Origin of the sequence: Hymenobacter cyanobacteriorum (assembly GCF_022631375.1) — a bacterium.
Taxonomy (GTDB): domain Bacteria; phylum Bacteroidota; class Bacteroidia; order Cytophagales; family Hymenobacteraceae; genus Hymenobacter; species Hymenobacter cyanobacteriorum.
In genome coordinates this window covers 142950-157893 of sequence record NZ_JALBGC010000006.1, presented here as the reverse complement: position 1 = coordinate 157893, position 14944 = coordinate 142950, and the positions used below count along the sequence as shown (strand labels likewise).

Here is a 14944-nt window from a genome sequence, read left to right as displayed (position 1 = left end):
CTTCTCCGCCACATGTCCGTTTCTTCCCTGTTTGCCCCCTTTACCAGCTTGCGTAACCCCGTCTTTGCCCGACTCTACGCGGCTCAAACGGCCTCGCTGCTCGGCGACGCGCTGACCTGGGTGGGCCTGGCGCTGCTGGCCTACGAACTGGGCAGCGGCCACTCGGCCCAAATTCTGGCTTTTGCCCTAACGCTGCGGGTTTCGGCTTTCGTGCTGCTCTCCCCGCTGGCCGGCGTGCTGGCGGACCGGCTGAACCGCAAGACCATCATGGTCACGGCCGACGTGGTGCGCATGGTCGTCATCGGCCTGCTGCCCTTCGTGACGGAAGTCTGGCAGGTGTACGGGCTCATGTTCACGGTCAATGCCTTCACGGCGTTTTTCACACCTACGTTTCAGGCCACGCTGCCGGCCATTACCACCGACGAGGAGCTGCCGCAGGCGTTGAGCTTGTCCAGCGCCACCAACGAGCTACTGGGCGTGCTCGGGCCGGGCATTGCGGGTGGGGTAGCGGCCTTCCTGGGCGCACGCGACATTTTTTTCATTGACGCGGCCACCTTCCTGATTTCCGGGGTGCTGATATTTACCCTGCCGGCCCGGCTGCGCAATGAGGATAGCAAGACGGCCGCTGACGAGCGGGTGACCATCGCCGCCGTGCTGGAAGGCACGAAGCTGCTGTGGAAAAACACGGTGATGCGCTACGCTCTGCTGCTGGAACTGGTGGCCGCCGTGAGCGGGGCCCTGATTCTGGTGAACACCGTGGGGCTGGTGCGCGGGCAGCTGGGGCTGCCTGAAGCGCAGTACGGGTGGGTGATGGCCGCCTTTGGCGTAGGGGCTACCGTCGCCGCGCTGCTGGTAGGCGTGTTCACCAAGCGCATCCGGCATACCACCTTCGTGGTGCTGGGGGCGGCGCTGACGAGCCTGGCCATCCTTCCGGGAAACCACGTCGGCTTGTGGCTGCTCATGGGCCTGTGGCTGCTGGCCGGCGCCGGTCAGAACTGGGTCAACCTCTCCACTCAAACCCTGATTGCCGAGCAAACCGATGAAAGCCACCAGGGCCGCGTGTACGGGGCGCACTTCGCCTGGAGCCATTTGTGGTGGGCCTTTGCCTACCCGCTGGCCGGCTGGCTGGGCACGCGCTTTACCGGTAACTCCTTCTTGGTCGGCAGTTTGGTAAGTCTGGGGCTGCTGGGAGTGGGGCTCCTTGCTTTTCGGCCCCGTACACGGCTCATCGAGTACCGATAGGGGATGCCTTTGAGGAAATTGAGTGGCTTCCAGGTTCGTTATCTTTTCCCGGAAGCTTTTGTCCGCGGATAATGCCAGGAAAGTCAGCGGGCACGCTTCCCGTTTGCGCAACAGCAGTCGGTAGTACCCAAAAACGGCATCGCCGCGCCCTGTCCCAATGCTGTATCCGGTCATGGCAAACACATTCAGCAGGTTCCGCTTTTCGCCGTTCCTTCTCAGAAAATCATTCGGGCTTTCCTGCGGGCGCAGCTTGGCGGCCCACCTACTGAGTTCTTGGGTGCCGATACCCTCTCGAAGCCCAGGCAATAGCTGGTAACACCGTCCCAGGTAGACCAGGCTAGCATCCGCGTCAGTGAACAGGGCCGTGTTGTTTGGCTAATAGGTTGAGAAAAGTCGGCTTGCGGCATGGTGTTTCTACCTATGATTCACATGCGGTTCTAAACTAGTCAAACAATACGGCTCCGAAAGCAGTATTTAGAGTAGCCTAAAAATTAATTTAGGCTACCTTAAATTTACTAATCAAACGCGCCGGTATGCTTCGATTTCTGCTCCTCTTAAGTGTTCTATGCTACCTACCGGGCATTCCGGTCGTAGCCCAACTGTCCCTGCGGCCGGTTGGCCAGGACTCGGTGTTGCGCAGCCGGCCGCGCTACTCGCTTTTCCGGCCGGTGCCGCGCGCCCGGCTCAGGCCCATGAGCACCGACCGGCCGGACGCCACGGAAAGCGCCTACTCGGTGGACGCGGGCCATTTTCAGGTGGAAACCGACGTGGTGCGCCTGGGCCAGCAGCGGTTCGACGGCGAAGCCAACCAGCAGCTGGCCCTGAATCACGCCAACCTCAAGCTGGGCCTGACCCGGCAGATGGACCTGCAGGTGGTGGTCGAGTCCTACACCATCCAAACCGAAGACGCCGAGCAGCCCGTGCGCCGCGCCGGCTTCGGCGACGTCACCCTGCGGCTCAAGCGCAACCTCTGGGGCAATGACGGGGGCGCTACCGCCCTGGCGCTGATGCCCTTCGTGAAGCTGCCCACCGGGCGCAGCTGCGGCAACCAAGCCTGGGAGGGAGGCCTCGTGGCCCCGTTTGCGTGGCAGCTCCCGCATGACTGGTCGTTTGGCTCCCAGCTGCAGGCTTCCTGGAACCGCGACCCCGAAGCTCAGCAGCACTACTTGGAGCTCGCCCCTACCGTGACGGTGGGCCACGACCTGTACCGCACCCTCGGCGGCTTCGTGGAGGTAGCCGGCGCCTGGGACACGCGGGCCACCGCCTGGGTCGCTACACTCAACGGCGGGCCCATCTGGCGGGTAAGCGACAACCTGCAGCTGGACCTGGGCATCAACCTGGCCCTCACGCAGGCCACCGAAACCAGCTACTTCCTCGGTTTCAGTTTCCGACGCTGACCTGAACGGCCCTGTTCGCCTTGCTCATCCGCTCTGTCACCAACGGTTTGGGCGGCTCGGCCGGGGTATTGCGCCGGTAAAAGCCCTTATTTTCCGTACTTCTCGCGGCACCGCAGAAAGGCGAGGGCTTCGCGCAGCCGCTGGGCGTGCCGGGCGGCGCGGGGCGCATCAGCGGCCCGTGCCGTGACGCGCCGGACGTGCTGCGCCCGCTCGCGGTGGTGGGCCGGATTGCCGGGGTCGAGCATCTGAGATTCATCCGCGACCCGGCCGCCACGCTGGGCCAGTCCCTCGTGCACGGCCAGCAGATGCAGGATGCGATTCCGCTTGTAGGGCCAGCGCTCCAACAACGCGTCCAGCTCGTTAAGGGACGCGTAGTAGGCCAGCGGGTCGCGCAGCAGCTGGCCCAGCGAGTAGCGCGGGCGGGCCTCGGCTCGGTTGTTCGGCCGGGGCGCGGCCGGGGTAAACCGCAGGGCTTTCGGGGGCCGGGAGCGCCGGGGCCGGTGCGGGAGGCTTCCGGTCGGCGGGCCCTGCTTGCGGCGCTGGCTTTCGGCCAGGGCCGCCCTGGCCAGCGTCATCAGGTGGGCGTAGCGCGCGGCGCGGGCCGGGTGCTGCCGCCGCGCCCATTCCCGCTGCTGGCGCATCAGGGCGTGCACGTTGGTCAGGTCCTCGTCCGCAACCGTTTCCACGTCCCAATGCGTGGCCCCGGCATCGAAAAAAGCCTCCCGCGCGGCCAGTAGCGCCACGGTCCGCTGCCGGTTTCGGGGCCACTGCTCCACGAGTTCGTCCAGTTCGTTAGCTACCGCCAGATAAGTCGGGTAATGCCGTAGGCTGAACAAGGTATAGGCGGGCCGGTTGGGGTCCCCGCGAAACGTTTTTACCGGGTAACGGGGCCAACGCAATGGCCGCTGCAACGGTCTTTTCTGGGTTCCAACCATATCTGGTTATACGCAAAAAAGCCCCTTTTAGCTGACTAAAAGAGGCTTTTTCTCACTTACATCGCCCAGCTTTCCGGCTTGTCTTCGCATCGCAGGGCGGCGCGCAGAACCTTGTTGCCGGGCCCCGGGAATGACGGCATCATGTTTACCACATTCGCCCATTGCTAGACGCGCGGGGCCGCCGTGCGCTTGCCCGCTACTGCACCACCAGCTTTTGGTAGGCCGCGCCGCCTTCGTGCGTGAGCCGCACCGTGTAGAGCCCCGCCGGCAAGGCGGGCACGGCCACGGTATGCGGGCCGGCGGCCTGCCGCTCGCCGGCCGCGAGGCGCAGCACCCGACGGCCCAGGTTATCGAGTACTTCCGCCGTCACGGCGCCGGCTGCCGGCAGAAAATACGAGAGCGTGGCGGCCCCGGCGGTGGGGTTGGGAAAAACGGCCAGGGCCACGGCCGTCGCTGCCGGCGTCGTGGCCGTCACAATTTGCCGGCTGTACCAGATGGGCGAGGTGACCACGCTGTCGCCGTCGGCCTGCGCGGCCACGGCGTAGTAGTAGGCCGTCGTGTTGAGGGCCTGCGGGTCCACGTAGCTCAGGGCCGTGGCCCCCGCCGCGGCCGTGGCCACCACCACCGGCGCCACCCCGCTGCCGGGCACGCCGCGCAGCACCCGCAGTGAGGTCACGGCCTCGTTATCGGCATCGGCGACGCTCACCGTGAGCGAGGCGGCGCCCGAACCGGTGAAGACCGAGCCCATGGGCTGCCCGTTGAGGGTAAGCGTGGCCTCGGCGTTCCAGTCATCCGAGGCGTAGAAGTGCCGCTGCCGCAGGGCATCGAGCAAGTCGGCCGACGTCAGGGCCGGCGCCAGCACCACCAGGCGGGCGGGCGTGGTGCGCATGAAGGTGGTGTTGTGGTTGTCGTGGTCGAGGGTGATGCCCACGTGGTAGCCCTTGGCCAGCAGGGCCCGGAAGTTGCTGGTGTAGCTGCCCCGCGAGGGGTTGCCGTAGGCCGTGTTGGTGGAGGTGGAAGGCCCCGAGCGCAGCACCGTGCCCACGATGGCTGAGTCGGCCCGGGCGCTGAACGCGGCCCCGGCCAAGTTGCCGTAGTCACCCCGGCTGGGGTGGGCCAGCGTGGCAAAGGCCCCGGGCCGGCGGTTGATTTCCCGGAACAGGGACTGGTAGTCGTTCTTGGCCACGAACACGTCGTAGTTGCCCGGCTCCCAGCCCAGCAGCTGGTTCACGCCGTAGACCAGCACGTGGCCGCCGCCCGAAATCACGCCCCACTCCATGCCGTACAGCGCCACGAAAGTGGCGGTGGTGGCCTGGGTGGCCTGGCTCAGGCCCCGCGCGTAGTTGGGCAGGCTCATGCCCGCCTGGCTGTGGTTGTGGTCGGCAATGCCCAGAAAGTCGGTGTGCAGCGAGGCGGCCGCGTACTGAAAGTCCTGCAGCGGCGTCGTTAAGGTTCCGTCCTGGTTGCCGTCGGAGTAGCTGCTGTGCGCGTGCAGGTTGCCACGGAAGGGCAGCAGCGTGCCCACCGGCGGCACGGGCACGGTGTACACCACCGTCGCAAAGAACGAGGTCAGGTAAGCGGCCGAGCAGCCCGCGCCATTGTAGCTGAACACGGTGACCCGGTACTGCGTGCCGGGCACCAGGTTGGTCACCGTCACGCTGGTCGTGCTACTGGGTCCGGCATATACCACGAAGGCCCCGTTGCCCAGGGCACTGCCCCCGCCGTAGCCCGGGCTCCCGGTGTAGCCCGTGGCGTTGACCGGCAAGGCGGCCGTCGTCCCCACCGGCTGCACCACCACCAGCGAGTTGGTGCCGTTGCCGGGCGTCCAGCTGAAGGTGGCCGCCGTGCGCCCGGCCGCCGTGGCCGTGCCGCCGCTGGGGGCTACCGTGGGCGAGGCCGCCAGCACGCAGGGCGCGGTGGTGAAGGTGCCCGTGGCCGGGCCGGCCTGCAGGTAATTGGTGGTGCAGCCCGTGCCCAGCAGCTCGTAGACCTGGTAGGCGTAGGCCGTGTTGGGCTGCAGGTTGGTGACGGTCACGCTCGTGCCCGCGCCGGCAAATACCACGAAGCCCCCGGCTCCGAGAACCGAGCCGCTGCCAAAGGCGGCGTTGCCGTTGTACACGCTGCCGTCGCTGGGCGCCGTGGCGGCGGCGCTGGCCGGCCGCACGACCACCAGGCGGGCCGTGCCGTTGCCGGCCGTCCAGCTGAGCGTGGCGCCGGTGCTGGTCAGGCCCGTGGCCGTGGCCGCCGTGGCAGCCTGGGTGGGCGCGGGACCAAGCGCGCAGGGGGCCGTCACGTAGATGTTATCGAACACGGCGTTTTCGGTGCCCGTGACGCCGTGGTTCCAGAAGGCGCCGAGCCAGGGCAGGGCCGTTGCGGTGAACGCCGAGTCCTTGCGGATGCCGATGCGGGTGTAGGCGGCCGTCGTGGGGTCGTCGAACGTGGCCGTGTTGGCGCTGACTTCCAGCGTCCAGTTGTCCTCGTCGGGCGCGAAGAGCACCCGCACCGTGTGCGCCGGCCCGGTCAGGGCGCCCGTGGCCGCCGGCACGCTCACCGCCACCAGGGTGCGCAGTGTGGCCGGGCCGGTGAGCCCGCCGGTGTAGCGCACCAGCCGCAGGCTGTCGGGCTGGCCGGAGTTGCCGTACACCACCGCGTAGCCGTTGCCGGTGCCAAAGTCGGCCGCGCTGCCGGCCAGCACGAACGCCGCCCCGTAGTTGTTGGCCCCAAAGCCCGAGGGGTTGGGGCGCGACTGCTGCATGTTGAAAAGCCAGGTGAGCTGGTCGGCGTTCTGGCGCAGCACCGGGCTGTAGCGGGCCGATACGTCGCGCGAGACAAAGTCCCGGCCAATAACCCCGCTGCTGAGCTTGAGCTGGTTGCTGACGATGGCCGCGCCCGGACCCGGGGTGGTTTCGGTTTCCACCCAGCCCGTGCCCACGGTGGGGCTGTCGGGGCGGTTGAAATCATCGAGCAGGGTGGGGGCCTGCCCCTGGGCAAAGCCGGCGGCTGGCGCCAGGAGCGCCCCGCATTGAAAAAGCCAGCGGCGGAGGGTAACGGGTATGGACATGATTAAAAATGCGATGGGTACGGATATGATTCGGGGTCTGCCTACAGAATAGCAGAACGGATTAAGCTTGTGAGCAGGCGTTCAACGCCCGGACCGAAGTGGCGCAAATTACCGCATAAGTTATGTGCAGGCGTTGCAATGCTCAATTGAAGAACTGCAATGCGACAGACATTGCCGGAAAAGGGGCCTGTTACCAAGACTCATCGTTCTGCCAGTAACCTGACGAACTTTAGCCGGCAAGCTGAAAATAAAGCAGCAGCACGGCCGCTGCGCTCATCAGCACCAACGTAACTAGGCCCAGCGTGTTGGAAACTTTGCCGTTGGCCAGCTCGCCCATTACTGACTTGTTGTTGGCCAGGTGCAGCACGATGGCAATCATGACCGGGGCCGTCAGGCCATAGAGAATGGCCGTGTACAGCAGGGCCTGGATGGGGCTGATGCCAAATAAATCCAGCAATACGCCGGCCACCAACGAGAGGGCGATGGTGCCGTAGAAAGCCGGGGCCTGGCGCAGCTGGCGGTCCAGGCCGCTGCGCCAGTGGAAGGTTTCGGCCGTGGCATACGACAACGAGCCGGCCAGCACCGGAATCGCCAGCAGCCCGGTGCCGATGACGCCCCCGGCGAAGAGCAGGTACGCCGACTCCCCCGCCAGCGGCCTGAGGGCGCTGGCCGCCTGCTCCACGGTGTCAATCTGGTGGATGCCGGCCGAGTAGAGCACCACGCCCGTGGTGAGGATAATGAAGAACATGATGAGGTTCGAGCAGAACATGCCCACGTTCACGTCGGCCTGCATGCCCTGCAGCAGGCGCTTGTTCACCATCACGCGCCGGCCGTGGCCGTTGGCGATGCTGCGGTGCTGCATTTCCTCAGCCTCCATCTCGGCCTGCCAGAAAAATAGGTAGGGCGAAATCGTTGTGCCTAAAATGGCCACCAGCATGGCCGCGAAGGCCTTGGTGAACTGAATCTCGGGGATGAATGTGTGATGGGCCACGTTGGCCCAGTCCTGCTTCACCAGAAAGGGCACGACCAAGTACACCAGCAGCACGCAGCACAGCCACTTGAGGATGGACGCCAGCCTTTGGTAGGGGAAGCGGATGATAGCCACCAGCATCAACCCCGTGAACAGCACGCTGAAGGCAAACGTGGGCACCTGCGGCACCAGCAGGTGGGCGACGGCGCCCATGCCTTCGAGGTCGGCGCCGATGTTGAGCACGATGGCCGGGAAAGTGAACAGCAGCAGGCCGTACAGCACCCACCGGGGGTAATGCTTGCGCAGCGTGCCCGCGAGCCCTTGCTGGGTCACCAACCCGATGCGGGCGCACATTTCCTGCATGGCCGCCATGAGGGGGAACGTGAGCAGCGCCGTCCAGAGCGTGGCCAGCCCGAAGGCCGCCCCGGCCTGCGAGTACGTGGCAATGCCGGACGGGTCGTCGTCGCTGGCCCCCGTGATAAGCCCAGGCCCCAGGCTGCGCACGAAGCGGATTACCCGCAACAGGCGCGGGTAGGCGGGCATGGGACGGGTGGGCGGGGGCGTCAGACTAGGTTCGGGGAGCATAGGGAACAGCCCCGCGCCAGGTGTGGGGGAAATTAAGGCAACGTCCAGCGCGGAGTCGAACCCGCCGGTGCCGCTTTATGCGGAAGGAAAATAAAGGGTTGTGCTTGCTACGGACGGGCCTACCCAAGGGTTCCCACGATTAGTGGGGAATTCACATGGGTTGCGTTCACCGGTTGTTTCGCTAAGTCTGCGCGGGCAAAGAACGTGCACTGGGGAACCCCTGCCGTGCTCATTTTCGGTCATTTCAAGACCAAGTGCTGCTCTTACCTTAGCAGAATTCGTAAGTGTGCTGCGATTCTTTTTAATCCGTTTAATTAAGGGTAAATGGCCGACTTGCTTTCCGAAATCACCAGCGCCGCGAAAGCCTATTACGCTCAGGCAAGCAAGCTGCAACTCACGGCGCAGGATTTTTATGCCTGGCTGGCCTCCTTATCAACCGAGCGCCGGGCCGCCGTGCTCAAGCGCGGCTTCAACGACCAGCGGACCGAGCCGACCCTGCTGCGCTACTGCCTGGAAGCGCGGGGCTGCTCCATGTGGCGGTTTATGCGCGAACAGCTGTCGGCGGAGGCCTTTGCTCTCTGGGCCGACCAGCTATAAGGTCCAGCAACCCATTCCCGGGTCCGCGTGATACGGAGGAGTTGCCCCGCTAGTCGCACACCCCGTGCGCGCCGGGAATGGGGGATTCGTGCTCGATTTGCACCGTGCTGTGGTCAATCTTGAATTCCTTTTGCAAGGCCTGTTGCAGGTATTCTAAAAAGGCGTTATCGTCCTCGCGGGGCCGCACCAGGTGCACGGACAGCGCCGTGTGCGTGGTGCTGAGCGGCCAGATGTGCAGGTCGTGCAGCTGCAGCACGCCGGGCTGCCCGAGCAGGAAGGTGCGCACTTCTTCCAGGTCCACGCCCACCGGCACGGCGTTCAGGCTGAGCTGCAGGGTTTCGGTGAGCAGGCCCCACGAGCCGTAGGCGATGACGCCCAGCAGGGCGAAGGCAATGACCGTATCCACCCATTGCCAGCCGGTGAAGTACACGATGGCCCCGCCCACGACCACCCCGGCCGACACGACGGCGTCGGTGAGCATGTGCAGGTAGGCCCCGCGCACGTTCACGTCGCCTTTCTGCCCGCGCCGGAACAGCCAGGCGGTGACGCCGTTGATAAGAATGCCGGCGCCCGCCAACACCATTACCAGCTTGCCATTCACCGGCTCGGGGTGGCGCAGGTGGCCAATGGTTTCCCAGAGGATGATGCCCAGCGCCGTGTACAGAAACAGGGCGTTGAGCAGCGAGGCCTGAATGGTAAGGCTTTTGAAGCCGTAGGTGTAGCGCCCCCTGGCCGGGCGCAGCGCCATGCGGCCCGAGCCCCAGGCCAGCCCCAGACCCAGCACGTCCCCCAGATTGTGGCCCGCGTCGGAGAGCAGCGCCGACGAGTGGCCCCAGAAGCCCCCTGCCGCCTCGGCAATCACGAACGACAGGTTCAGGAAAATGCCTACGCCGAACGCGAAGCTAAACGGGGTGTCGGCGGAGGGGCCGTGGTGGTGACCACCCGCGCCGTGGTCGTGGCCACTGTGGTCATGGCTTTCGTGGTCGTGACCGGCATGGTCGTGGCCAATGTGGTCGTCGTGAGAATCTACTTGGGCCATCAGGATAGCAATTAGTAAACAGGAAAATGGGCAGTGCCGAAGGTCGGACAAGCAGATGGATGGCGCATGAACGCTCCACGCCGTGCCCCGGCCGGCTTATACGCGAGGTTTGTGCACTCAGTCTCTTAGGGTGGCGGCCGTATTCGGCCGCGCCGGACACCGCCACGGCCTACTTGGTGAGCGTGTGGGATGTGCCAGCCCTGGAATCACCGGCGAGCAAGCGGTGGAACCCTTCGGCATTGCAAAGGCAAATCGTGCACTGACTCGTCGGAAAGCAAGAAAAAAGTGAAACCATGTAGGCCAACTTTCGAGAAATCGGCACGTATGTGATTTTTTAACTCAATCCGGAAATGGGCTGTGGAGGGCGGCGGATGGTACCGTTTTAGGTGCCCCACCCCTCAAACATCTGCAACTGCTCGTTGAGCAACAACGGTTTTCCTTGTTTACTTTGTAGCCTGATGCGAGCAACCGTTCTGTTTTTGGCCTTCTACGTTACCTTCATCTCGTGCCTTTCGTGCGTGGATGGCGTGACGGGGTACCAGAACGGCAAGGGCTGCACCCTGACTGCCGTCACCCGGACCAACGGTGGAGCAAATGGGTTGAGTGACTGGTGTTCCCCGTTATGCCAGTGCCACAGCTGTGGCGGGGCCATAACGCCCTTGTCAGCTGCGGTGCAGGTTGAAGTCCCCCAACCAGCGGATTGGGTTAGCAGTCGCCCGCATGGCCATTTAGTAGTGGCCGCTCTTACCACGGCCTCCGGCTCGTGTTGGCAGCCGCCGCGGGCCTAATCCGACCCGGCATTACCGCATCCCGGTTTTGAACCCGCCCGCCCCAGCAGCTTAACCGGGCTACTTGTTGCCTCCCCACGGGAAACTGCCCTGCCCCTGCGAATTAGCCAGCGCGGCTGGCTGATTCCTGGACGGTTATGGGTTATAAACGCGTTGCGTTACCAGCCCTTGGGAGCCGCCCTCACCTGAATTATGGAGCGCCGGTCGACTTGTAAACCCACCGGCGTGCGCTATGAGCCGCAACCTGGCTTACCGCAATCGCGGTGGGATATAGAGTTCCTTAAGAAGCTGGCGGGGCCGATGCCGGGTTCGCGTAAAACGTAGCGGTGCCCAGGGCACGGGCTTGCCTGTCGACTCGGCATTTCATAAATGCGTTTTTGAAATGCAGCCCCCTTGCCCTTGAGCAGGAAAACACTGCTTCAAGACCTGGAAAACAGCCGCCATGCCGCCGAAACCTGGCAGTTAGCAGGTTCTAGGGTTCATGCCTTCCGGCTGGCGTTGCGATGCTGTCCGGGAACTCGTCGGTTGCTCCGCTAAGCCCATGTGCTTCTCCCGCCCGCCCATCGTCCTCACCTGCACGCCCGCAGGTCGCCGCCTCACTTTTGAAAAGCAGGGGCTGGAAACGGCGCGGGTGTGCCGCCGGCTCAGCCCTTTTGGTACCGGCTGGGAGCTGCTTAACCAGAACGCCAACTCCCCCTTTGTAGACGCGGAGCCCTATCCCGCCGGCACCATTTTCGAGTACCAGGTGCAGTATTTCTGCCCGCAAGGTGCCTATCGAGGAGCCAGCAACATCGTCTGCACGAACTCAATCAATTGCAACGAATTCCCCTTATAACCACGTGCAAACTTCGATTAAACGCGCCGGCAAGCCCAAGCAAATCATCGGCCTGACCGAACTCATTGACTTACCCGATATGGGCCTTGCCGGGGTACCCGCCAAGGTGGACACGGGGGCTTACACGTCCGCCCTGCATTGCGAAAGAGTGCAGCTGATTCAGGTCGGGAACGCCACCCGGCTAAGTTTTTGGGTAACCGACGGCCGCAAAGGCCCGGGCCGGGAAATACAAACCGACCACTTCAGCGAGCGCACGGTACGCAACTCGTTTGGGGACGCGCAAAAACGCTACGTCATCACCACGTGCGTCGTCCTCTTTGGCCGGCGCATCCGCGTGGAATTCACGCTGGCGAACCGCAAGCGCCTCAAAACGCCCATCTTACTGGGCCGCCAGCTGGTTCGCAACCGCTTCGTGGTAGACGTAGCACAGAAGAATCTATCCCACCAGCTCCAAGGCAGCGCCTAAGGTCCGCGGCCCGGGGCAGCGCGGGGCCGGCACCTGCCCCGTTGCGCACGGCCGTTAACGCCACCATTCCACCGTAAAGGATTTTTTGGATGAAACAGCTTCTGCTCCTGCTGGGGGGCTGCGCCCTGGCGACCCCTGGCTTCGGCCAGGGCAGCCCCTTGGTGGACCACAACCCGCTGACCTGGGTTGGGTATATGGGCGACCAGCAAGTGACATCGAAGTGGGCGGTGCACACCGAGCTGCAGTGGCGCCGGGTTGACTGGGGGCGGACCGCCCAGCAGCTGGAGGGCTTTCTGGGCGCGGAGCGGGTGCTCACCCCCCGCCTGAAGGCGGCGGGCGGCATTGCCTACGCCCAGACGCACCGCTACGGCGCCTACCCTACCGTGGCGGACCGGCCGGCCCCGGAGCGACGCACTTACGAAGAGCTCACGCTCAAAACGCCGTGGCAGCGCCTCGTGCTCACCCACCGCCTGCGGCTTGAACAGCGCTGGCTCGGGGCCCGGGCCGACAACGGGCAGGGCCGCGTGCAGGAGTGGAAATTTCAGCAGCGGGTCCGGTACCAGCTGGCCGGCCTGTTCCCGCTGGGCGGGCCCGTGCTGGCAAACCACGGGTGGTACCTGAACGCTTACGACGAGCTGTTTGTGAGCTTCGGCCGCAACGCAAGCGAGGACGAGTTCAGCGAAAACCGCCTGGCCGGCGGGCTGGGCTACCAGCTGAACCTGCTGGCCCGCGTGGAGCTGAACTACCTGCAGCAATTCAGTCGGCACGCCCGGCCCGACCCGGCGTCGGGCCGGGAGGTGGTGGAAGTCAACCAGGGCATTCAGCTGATGCTGTTCTACAGCCTGGATTTTACCCGCCGCCGGGACCAGTGAGAACAGAAAAAACGAGGCAGAAAAAAATGAGAATTCTTCCCAAGGAAGCCGGCACCAAGACCTCCGACGCCGGAACCCGTTTGGGCCCGCGCCGAATGCCTGTGCTTAACGGCCCCTAATGCTTACCACCCATTCGTCACCCTCATGCGCAAATTTATCTTTTTTGTAGCCTTGGCCGTTTTTGCCACGCTGCCGGGCTTTTACCTGCGGCTGACCGGCACCCACGTGGCTCCGGGCCTGGAAGCGGCCATCTTCTTCGTGGCCATTCTGGCGGCGGGCTTTCTGCTATCCTGGGGCGCCGAGGCGGCCGAGCAGCACGTGTCCCAAGGACTTATCATCGGGGTGCTGGCCCTGGTCACGGTGCTGCCCGAGTACGCCGTGGACCTCTACTACACCTACCAGGCCGGGCTGCACCCGGGCTCGGCCTACGCCGGCTTTGCCGCCGCCAACATGACCGGGGCCAACCGCCTGCTCATTGGCGTGGCCTGGCCGCTAGTGGCGGGCATTTACTGGTGGCGCAGCCGGCGCCAGGTGGTGGAGCTGCACCGCGACAACTCCGCCGAGATTGCCTACCTCACGCTGGCCAGTCTTTACGCCTTTGTCATTGTGCTGAAAAACCGCATCGACCTGGTCGATTTTGTCGTGCTGGTGGCCATTTTCGCGGCGTACCTGTGGCGCCTGGGCAAGCTGCCTAAAACCCAAGGGGAGGCGGAGGAAGAACCGGAAGAGGTGGGCCCGGCGGCGGCCGTGGCTACCCTGTCAACGGGCTGGCAATGGGCCGTCATGGGCGGGCTCACGCTGCTCGCCGTGACCGTCGTCGTGGCGGCTGCGGAGCCCTTCGCCGAGGCGCTGCTGGCTTCGGGACGGGCCTGGGGAGTCAGCCAGTTTTTGCTGGTGCAGTGGGTCGCCCCGCTCGCCAGCGAAACCCCGGGGGTCGTGCTGGTTGTCCTCTTCGTGCTCAACCTGCGCCCCAAGGCCGCGCTGAGCACCTTGGTGAGCGATAAGATTAACCAGTGGACCCTGCTCGTGGGCATGATTCCGCTGGCCTACGCGCTGGGGGCCGGGCGCGTGCTGCACTTCGAACTCGATGCCCGCCAGCACGAGGAGTTTTTCTTAACGGCCGCGCAATCCTTGTTCGCGGTGGCCCTGCTGCTGCGCCTGCAACTTAAGCTGCGCAGCGCCGGGCTGCTGCTGGGGCTGTTCAGCGGGCAATTTGCCCTGGCCTGGGTGTTGCAGCGCAACGAGGTCCGCACGATGCAGGTGCTCACCCTGGTCGGCTGGGTGTACCTCGCGCTGGCCGCGGGGCTGTTCTGGTGGAGCCGGGCCCGGCTCGGCGAGCACCTGCGGGTGGGGCTGCTGGCCCGGGCGCCGCGCTCAGCGCCGGCCGAAGGCCCCGGACCAGTGGCCCCGCGGGCCTTGCGGTAAAGGCCTGTCCTTCTTTCTTCCGACCCCACTTTCCATGCTTTCTTCCCCTGTATCCGCCCCCCCTCGCTTTGATTGGCTGACCGGCCTGCCCGCGCGCCACCGCCTGGGCCTGGCCGTGCTGGCGGGCCTGGCCACGTTCTGGCTCTCCCCCGCGGACTTTCACCTGGGCACGCGCGTGGTGGCGGGCTGGGACGGGTTTTCGGTGGCGTACCTGCTGCTGGTGGGGGCCGTCTTCGCCACGGCCGACACGGCCCGCCTCCGCCGGTTTGCCACCCGCCAGGACCCCGGCCACACCCTGACCTTCGTGGCCGTGCTGCTGGCCGCCGGCGCCAGCCTGCTGGCCGTGGTGCTGCTGCTGAACGGCCTCAAAACCCTGAGCTTCTCCGAGCGGGCGCTGCGGACGGCCGTGTCCATGGTAGCGGTTATGTCGTCCTGGCTGCTGCTGCACACCCTCTTCGCGCTACGCTATGCCCACGCGTACTTCAGCGAGGACCGGACCACCAGCCCGCCGGATTTGCTGGGGGGACTCAAGTTTCCGGGGGACGCGCCCACCACCTATTGTGACTTCGCCTATTTCTCTTTTGTCATCGGCATGACGGCCCAAACCTCCGACACCGGCGTCACTTCCCTGCGCATGCGGCGGCTGGCACTCGTCCACGGCCTGCTCTCCTTCGGCTACAACACGGCGGTGGTGGCCCTGACCATCAACGTGCTGGCCGGCATCATCTAACT

12 protein-coding genes are annotated in these 14944 nt (G+C 65.0%); 8 read left to right on the top strand and 4 right to left on the bottom strand.

Annotated features, from left to right (window positions below; all coding sequences use genetic code 11):
• Positions 1 to 12 precede the first annotated feature (12 nt).
• Both MON38_RS20480 and MON38_RS20475 read left to right on the top strand, forming a co-directional pair.
• Positions 13 to 1242: an MFS transporter gene (locus MON38_RS20480; protein ID WP_241938018.1), complete on the top strand. Its 1230-nt coding sequence runs from the start codon at positions 13 to 15 to the stop codon at positions 1240 to 1242.
• A 533-nt stretch (positions 1243 to 1775) separates the two neighbouring features.
• Entirely contained in the window at positions 1776 to 2639 is an 864-nt protein-coding gene (locus MON38_RS20475) for a transporter (RefSeq protein ID WP_241938017.1), read from the top strand.
• A gap of 86 nt (positions 2640 to 2725) precedes the next feature.
• Here the strand turns inward: MON38_RS20475 and MON38_RS20470 are convergent, their stop codons facing one another.
• The 3 genes from MON38_RS20470 to MON38_RS20460 form a co-directional block, all read right to left on the bottom strand.
• Positions 2726 to 3475 (bottom strand): hypothetical protein, encoded by a 750-nt coding sequence (locus MON38_RS20470; RefSeq protein WP_241938016.1) that lies wholly within the window; start codon positions 3473 to 3475, stop codon positions 2726 to 2728.
• Between the two features lie 295 nt (positions 3476 to 3770).
• A complete protein-coding gene (locus MON38_RS20465; RefSeq protein WP_241938015.1) occupies positions 3771 to 6635 on the bottom strand; it encodes a CehA/McbA family metallohydrolase in 2865 nt (954 codons plus the stop codon).
• Positions 6636 to 6864: 229 nt separating this feature from the next.
• Positions 6865 to 8190 carry an NRAMP family divalent metal transporter gene (locus MON38_RS20460; protein ID WP_241938014.1) on the bottom strand — a complete coding sequence of 442 codons (1326 nt, stop codon included), beginning with the start codon at positions 8188 to 8190 and terminating at the stop codon, positions 6865 to 6867.
• A gap of 324 nt (positions 8191 to 8514) precedes the next feature.
• On the opposite strand from MON38_RS20460, the gene MON38_RS20455 reads away from it, so the two are divergent.
• Positions 8515 to 8787 (top strand): hypothetical protein, encoded by a 273-nt coding sequence (locus MON38_RS20455; RefSeq protein ID WP_241938013.1) that lies wholly within the window; start codon positions 8515 to 8517, stop codon positions 8785 to 8787.
• Positions 8788 to 8836: 49 nt separating this feature from the next.
• On the opposite strand, the gene MON38_RS20450 is transcribed toward MON38_RS20455, so the two are convergent.
• Positions 8837 to 9826: a cation diffusion facilitator family transporter gene (locus MON38_RS20450; protein ID WP_241938012.1), complete on the bottom strand. Its 990-nt coding sequence runs from the start codon at positions 9824 to 9826 to the stop codon at positions 8837 to 8839.
• 1329 nt (positions 9827 to 11155) lie between these two features.
• Here MON38_RS20450 and MON38_RS20445 point away from each other — a divergent pair.
• The 5 genes from MON38_RS20445 to MON38_RS20425 all read left to right on the top strand — a co-directional run bounded on the left by MON38_RS20445 (position 11156) and on the right by MON38_RS20425 (position 14942).
• Positions 11156 to 11449 carry a hypothetical protein gene (locus tag MON38_RS20445; protein ID WP_241938011.1) on the top strand — a complete coding sequence of 98 codons (294 nt, stop codon included), beginning with the start codon at positions 11156 to 11158 and terminating at the stop codon, positions 11447 to 11449.
• A 4-nt stretch (positions 11450 to 11453) separates the two neighbouring features.
• Positions 11454 to 11915 carry an ATP-dependent zinc protease family protein gene (locus MON38_RS20440; RefSeq protein WP_241938010.1) on the top strand — a complete coding sequence of 154 codons (462 nt, stop codon included), beginning with the start codon at positions 11454 to 11456 and terminating at the stop codon, positions 11913 to 11915.
• 89 nt (positions 11916 to 12004) lie between these two features.
• Entirely contained in the window at positions 12005 to 12787 is a 783-nt protein-coding gene (locus tag MON38_RS20435; RefSeq protein ID WP_241938009.1) for a DUF2490 domain-containing protein, read from the top strand.
• Positions 12788 to 12931: 144 nt separating this feature from the next.
• On the top strand, positions 12932 to 14212 hold the full coding sequence (locus tag MON38_RS20430; protein ID WP_241938008.1) for a sodium/calcium exchanger protein: 1281 nt from the start codon (positions 12932 to 12934) through the stop codon (positions 14210 to 14212).
• A 34-nt stretch (positions 14213 to 14246) separates the two neighbouring features.
• Positions 14247 to 14942, top strand: a complete 696-nt coding sequence (locus tag MON38_RS20425) for a DUF1345 domain-containing protein (protein ID WP_241938007.1) — start codon at positions 14247 to 14249, stop codon at positions 14940 to 14942.
• Positions 14943 to 14944: the final 2 nt, after the last annotated feature.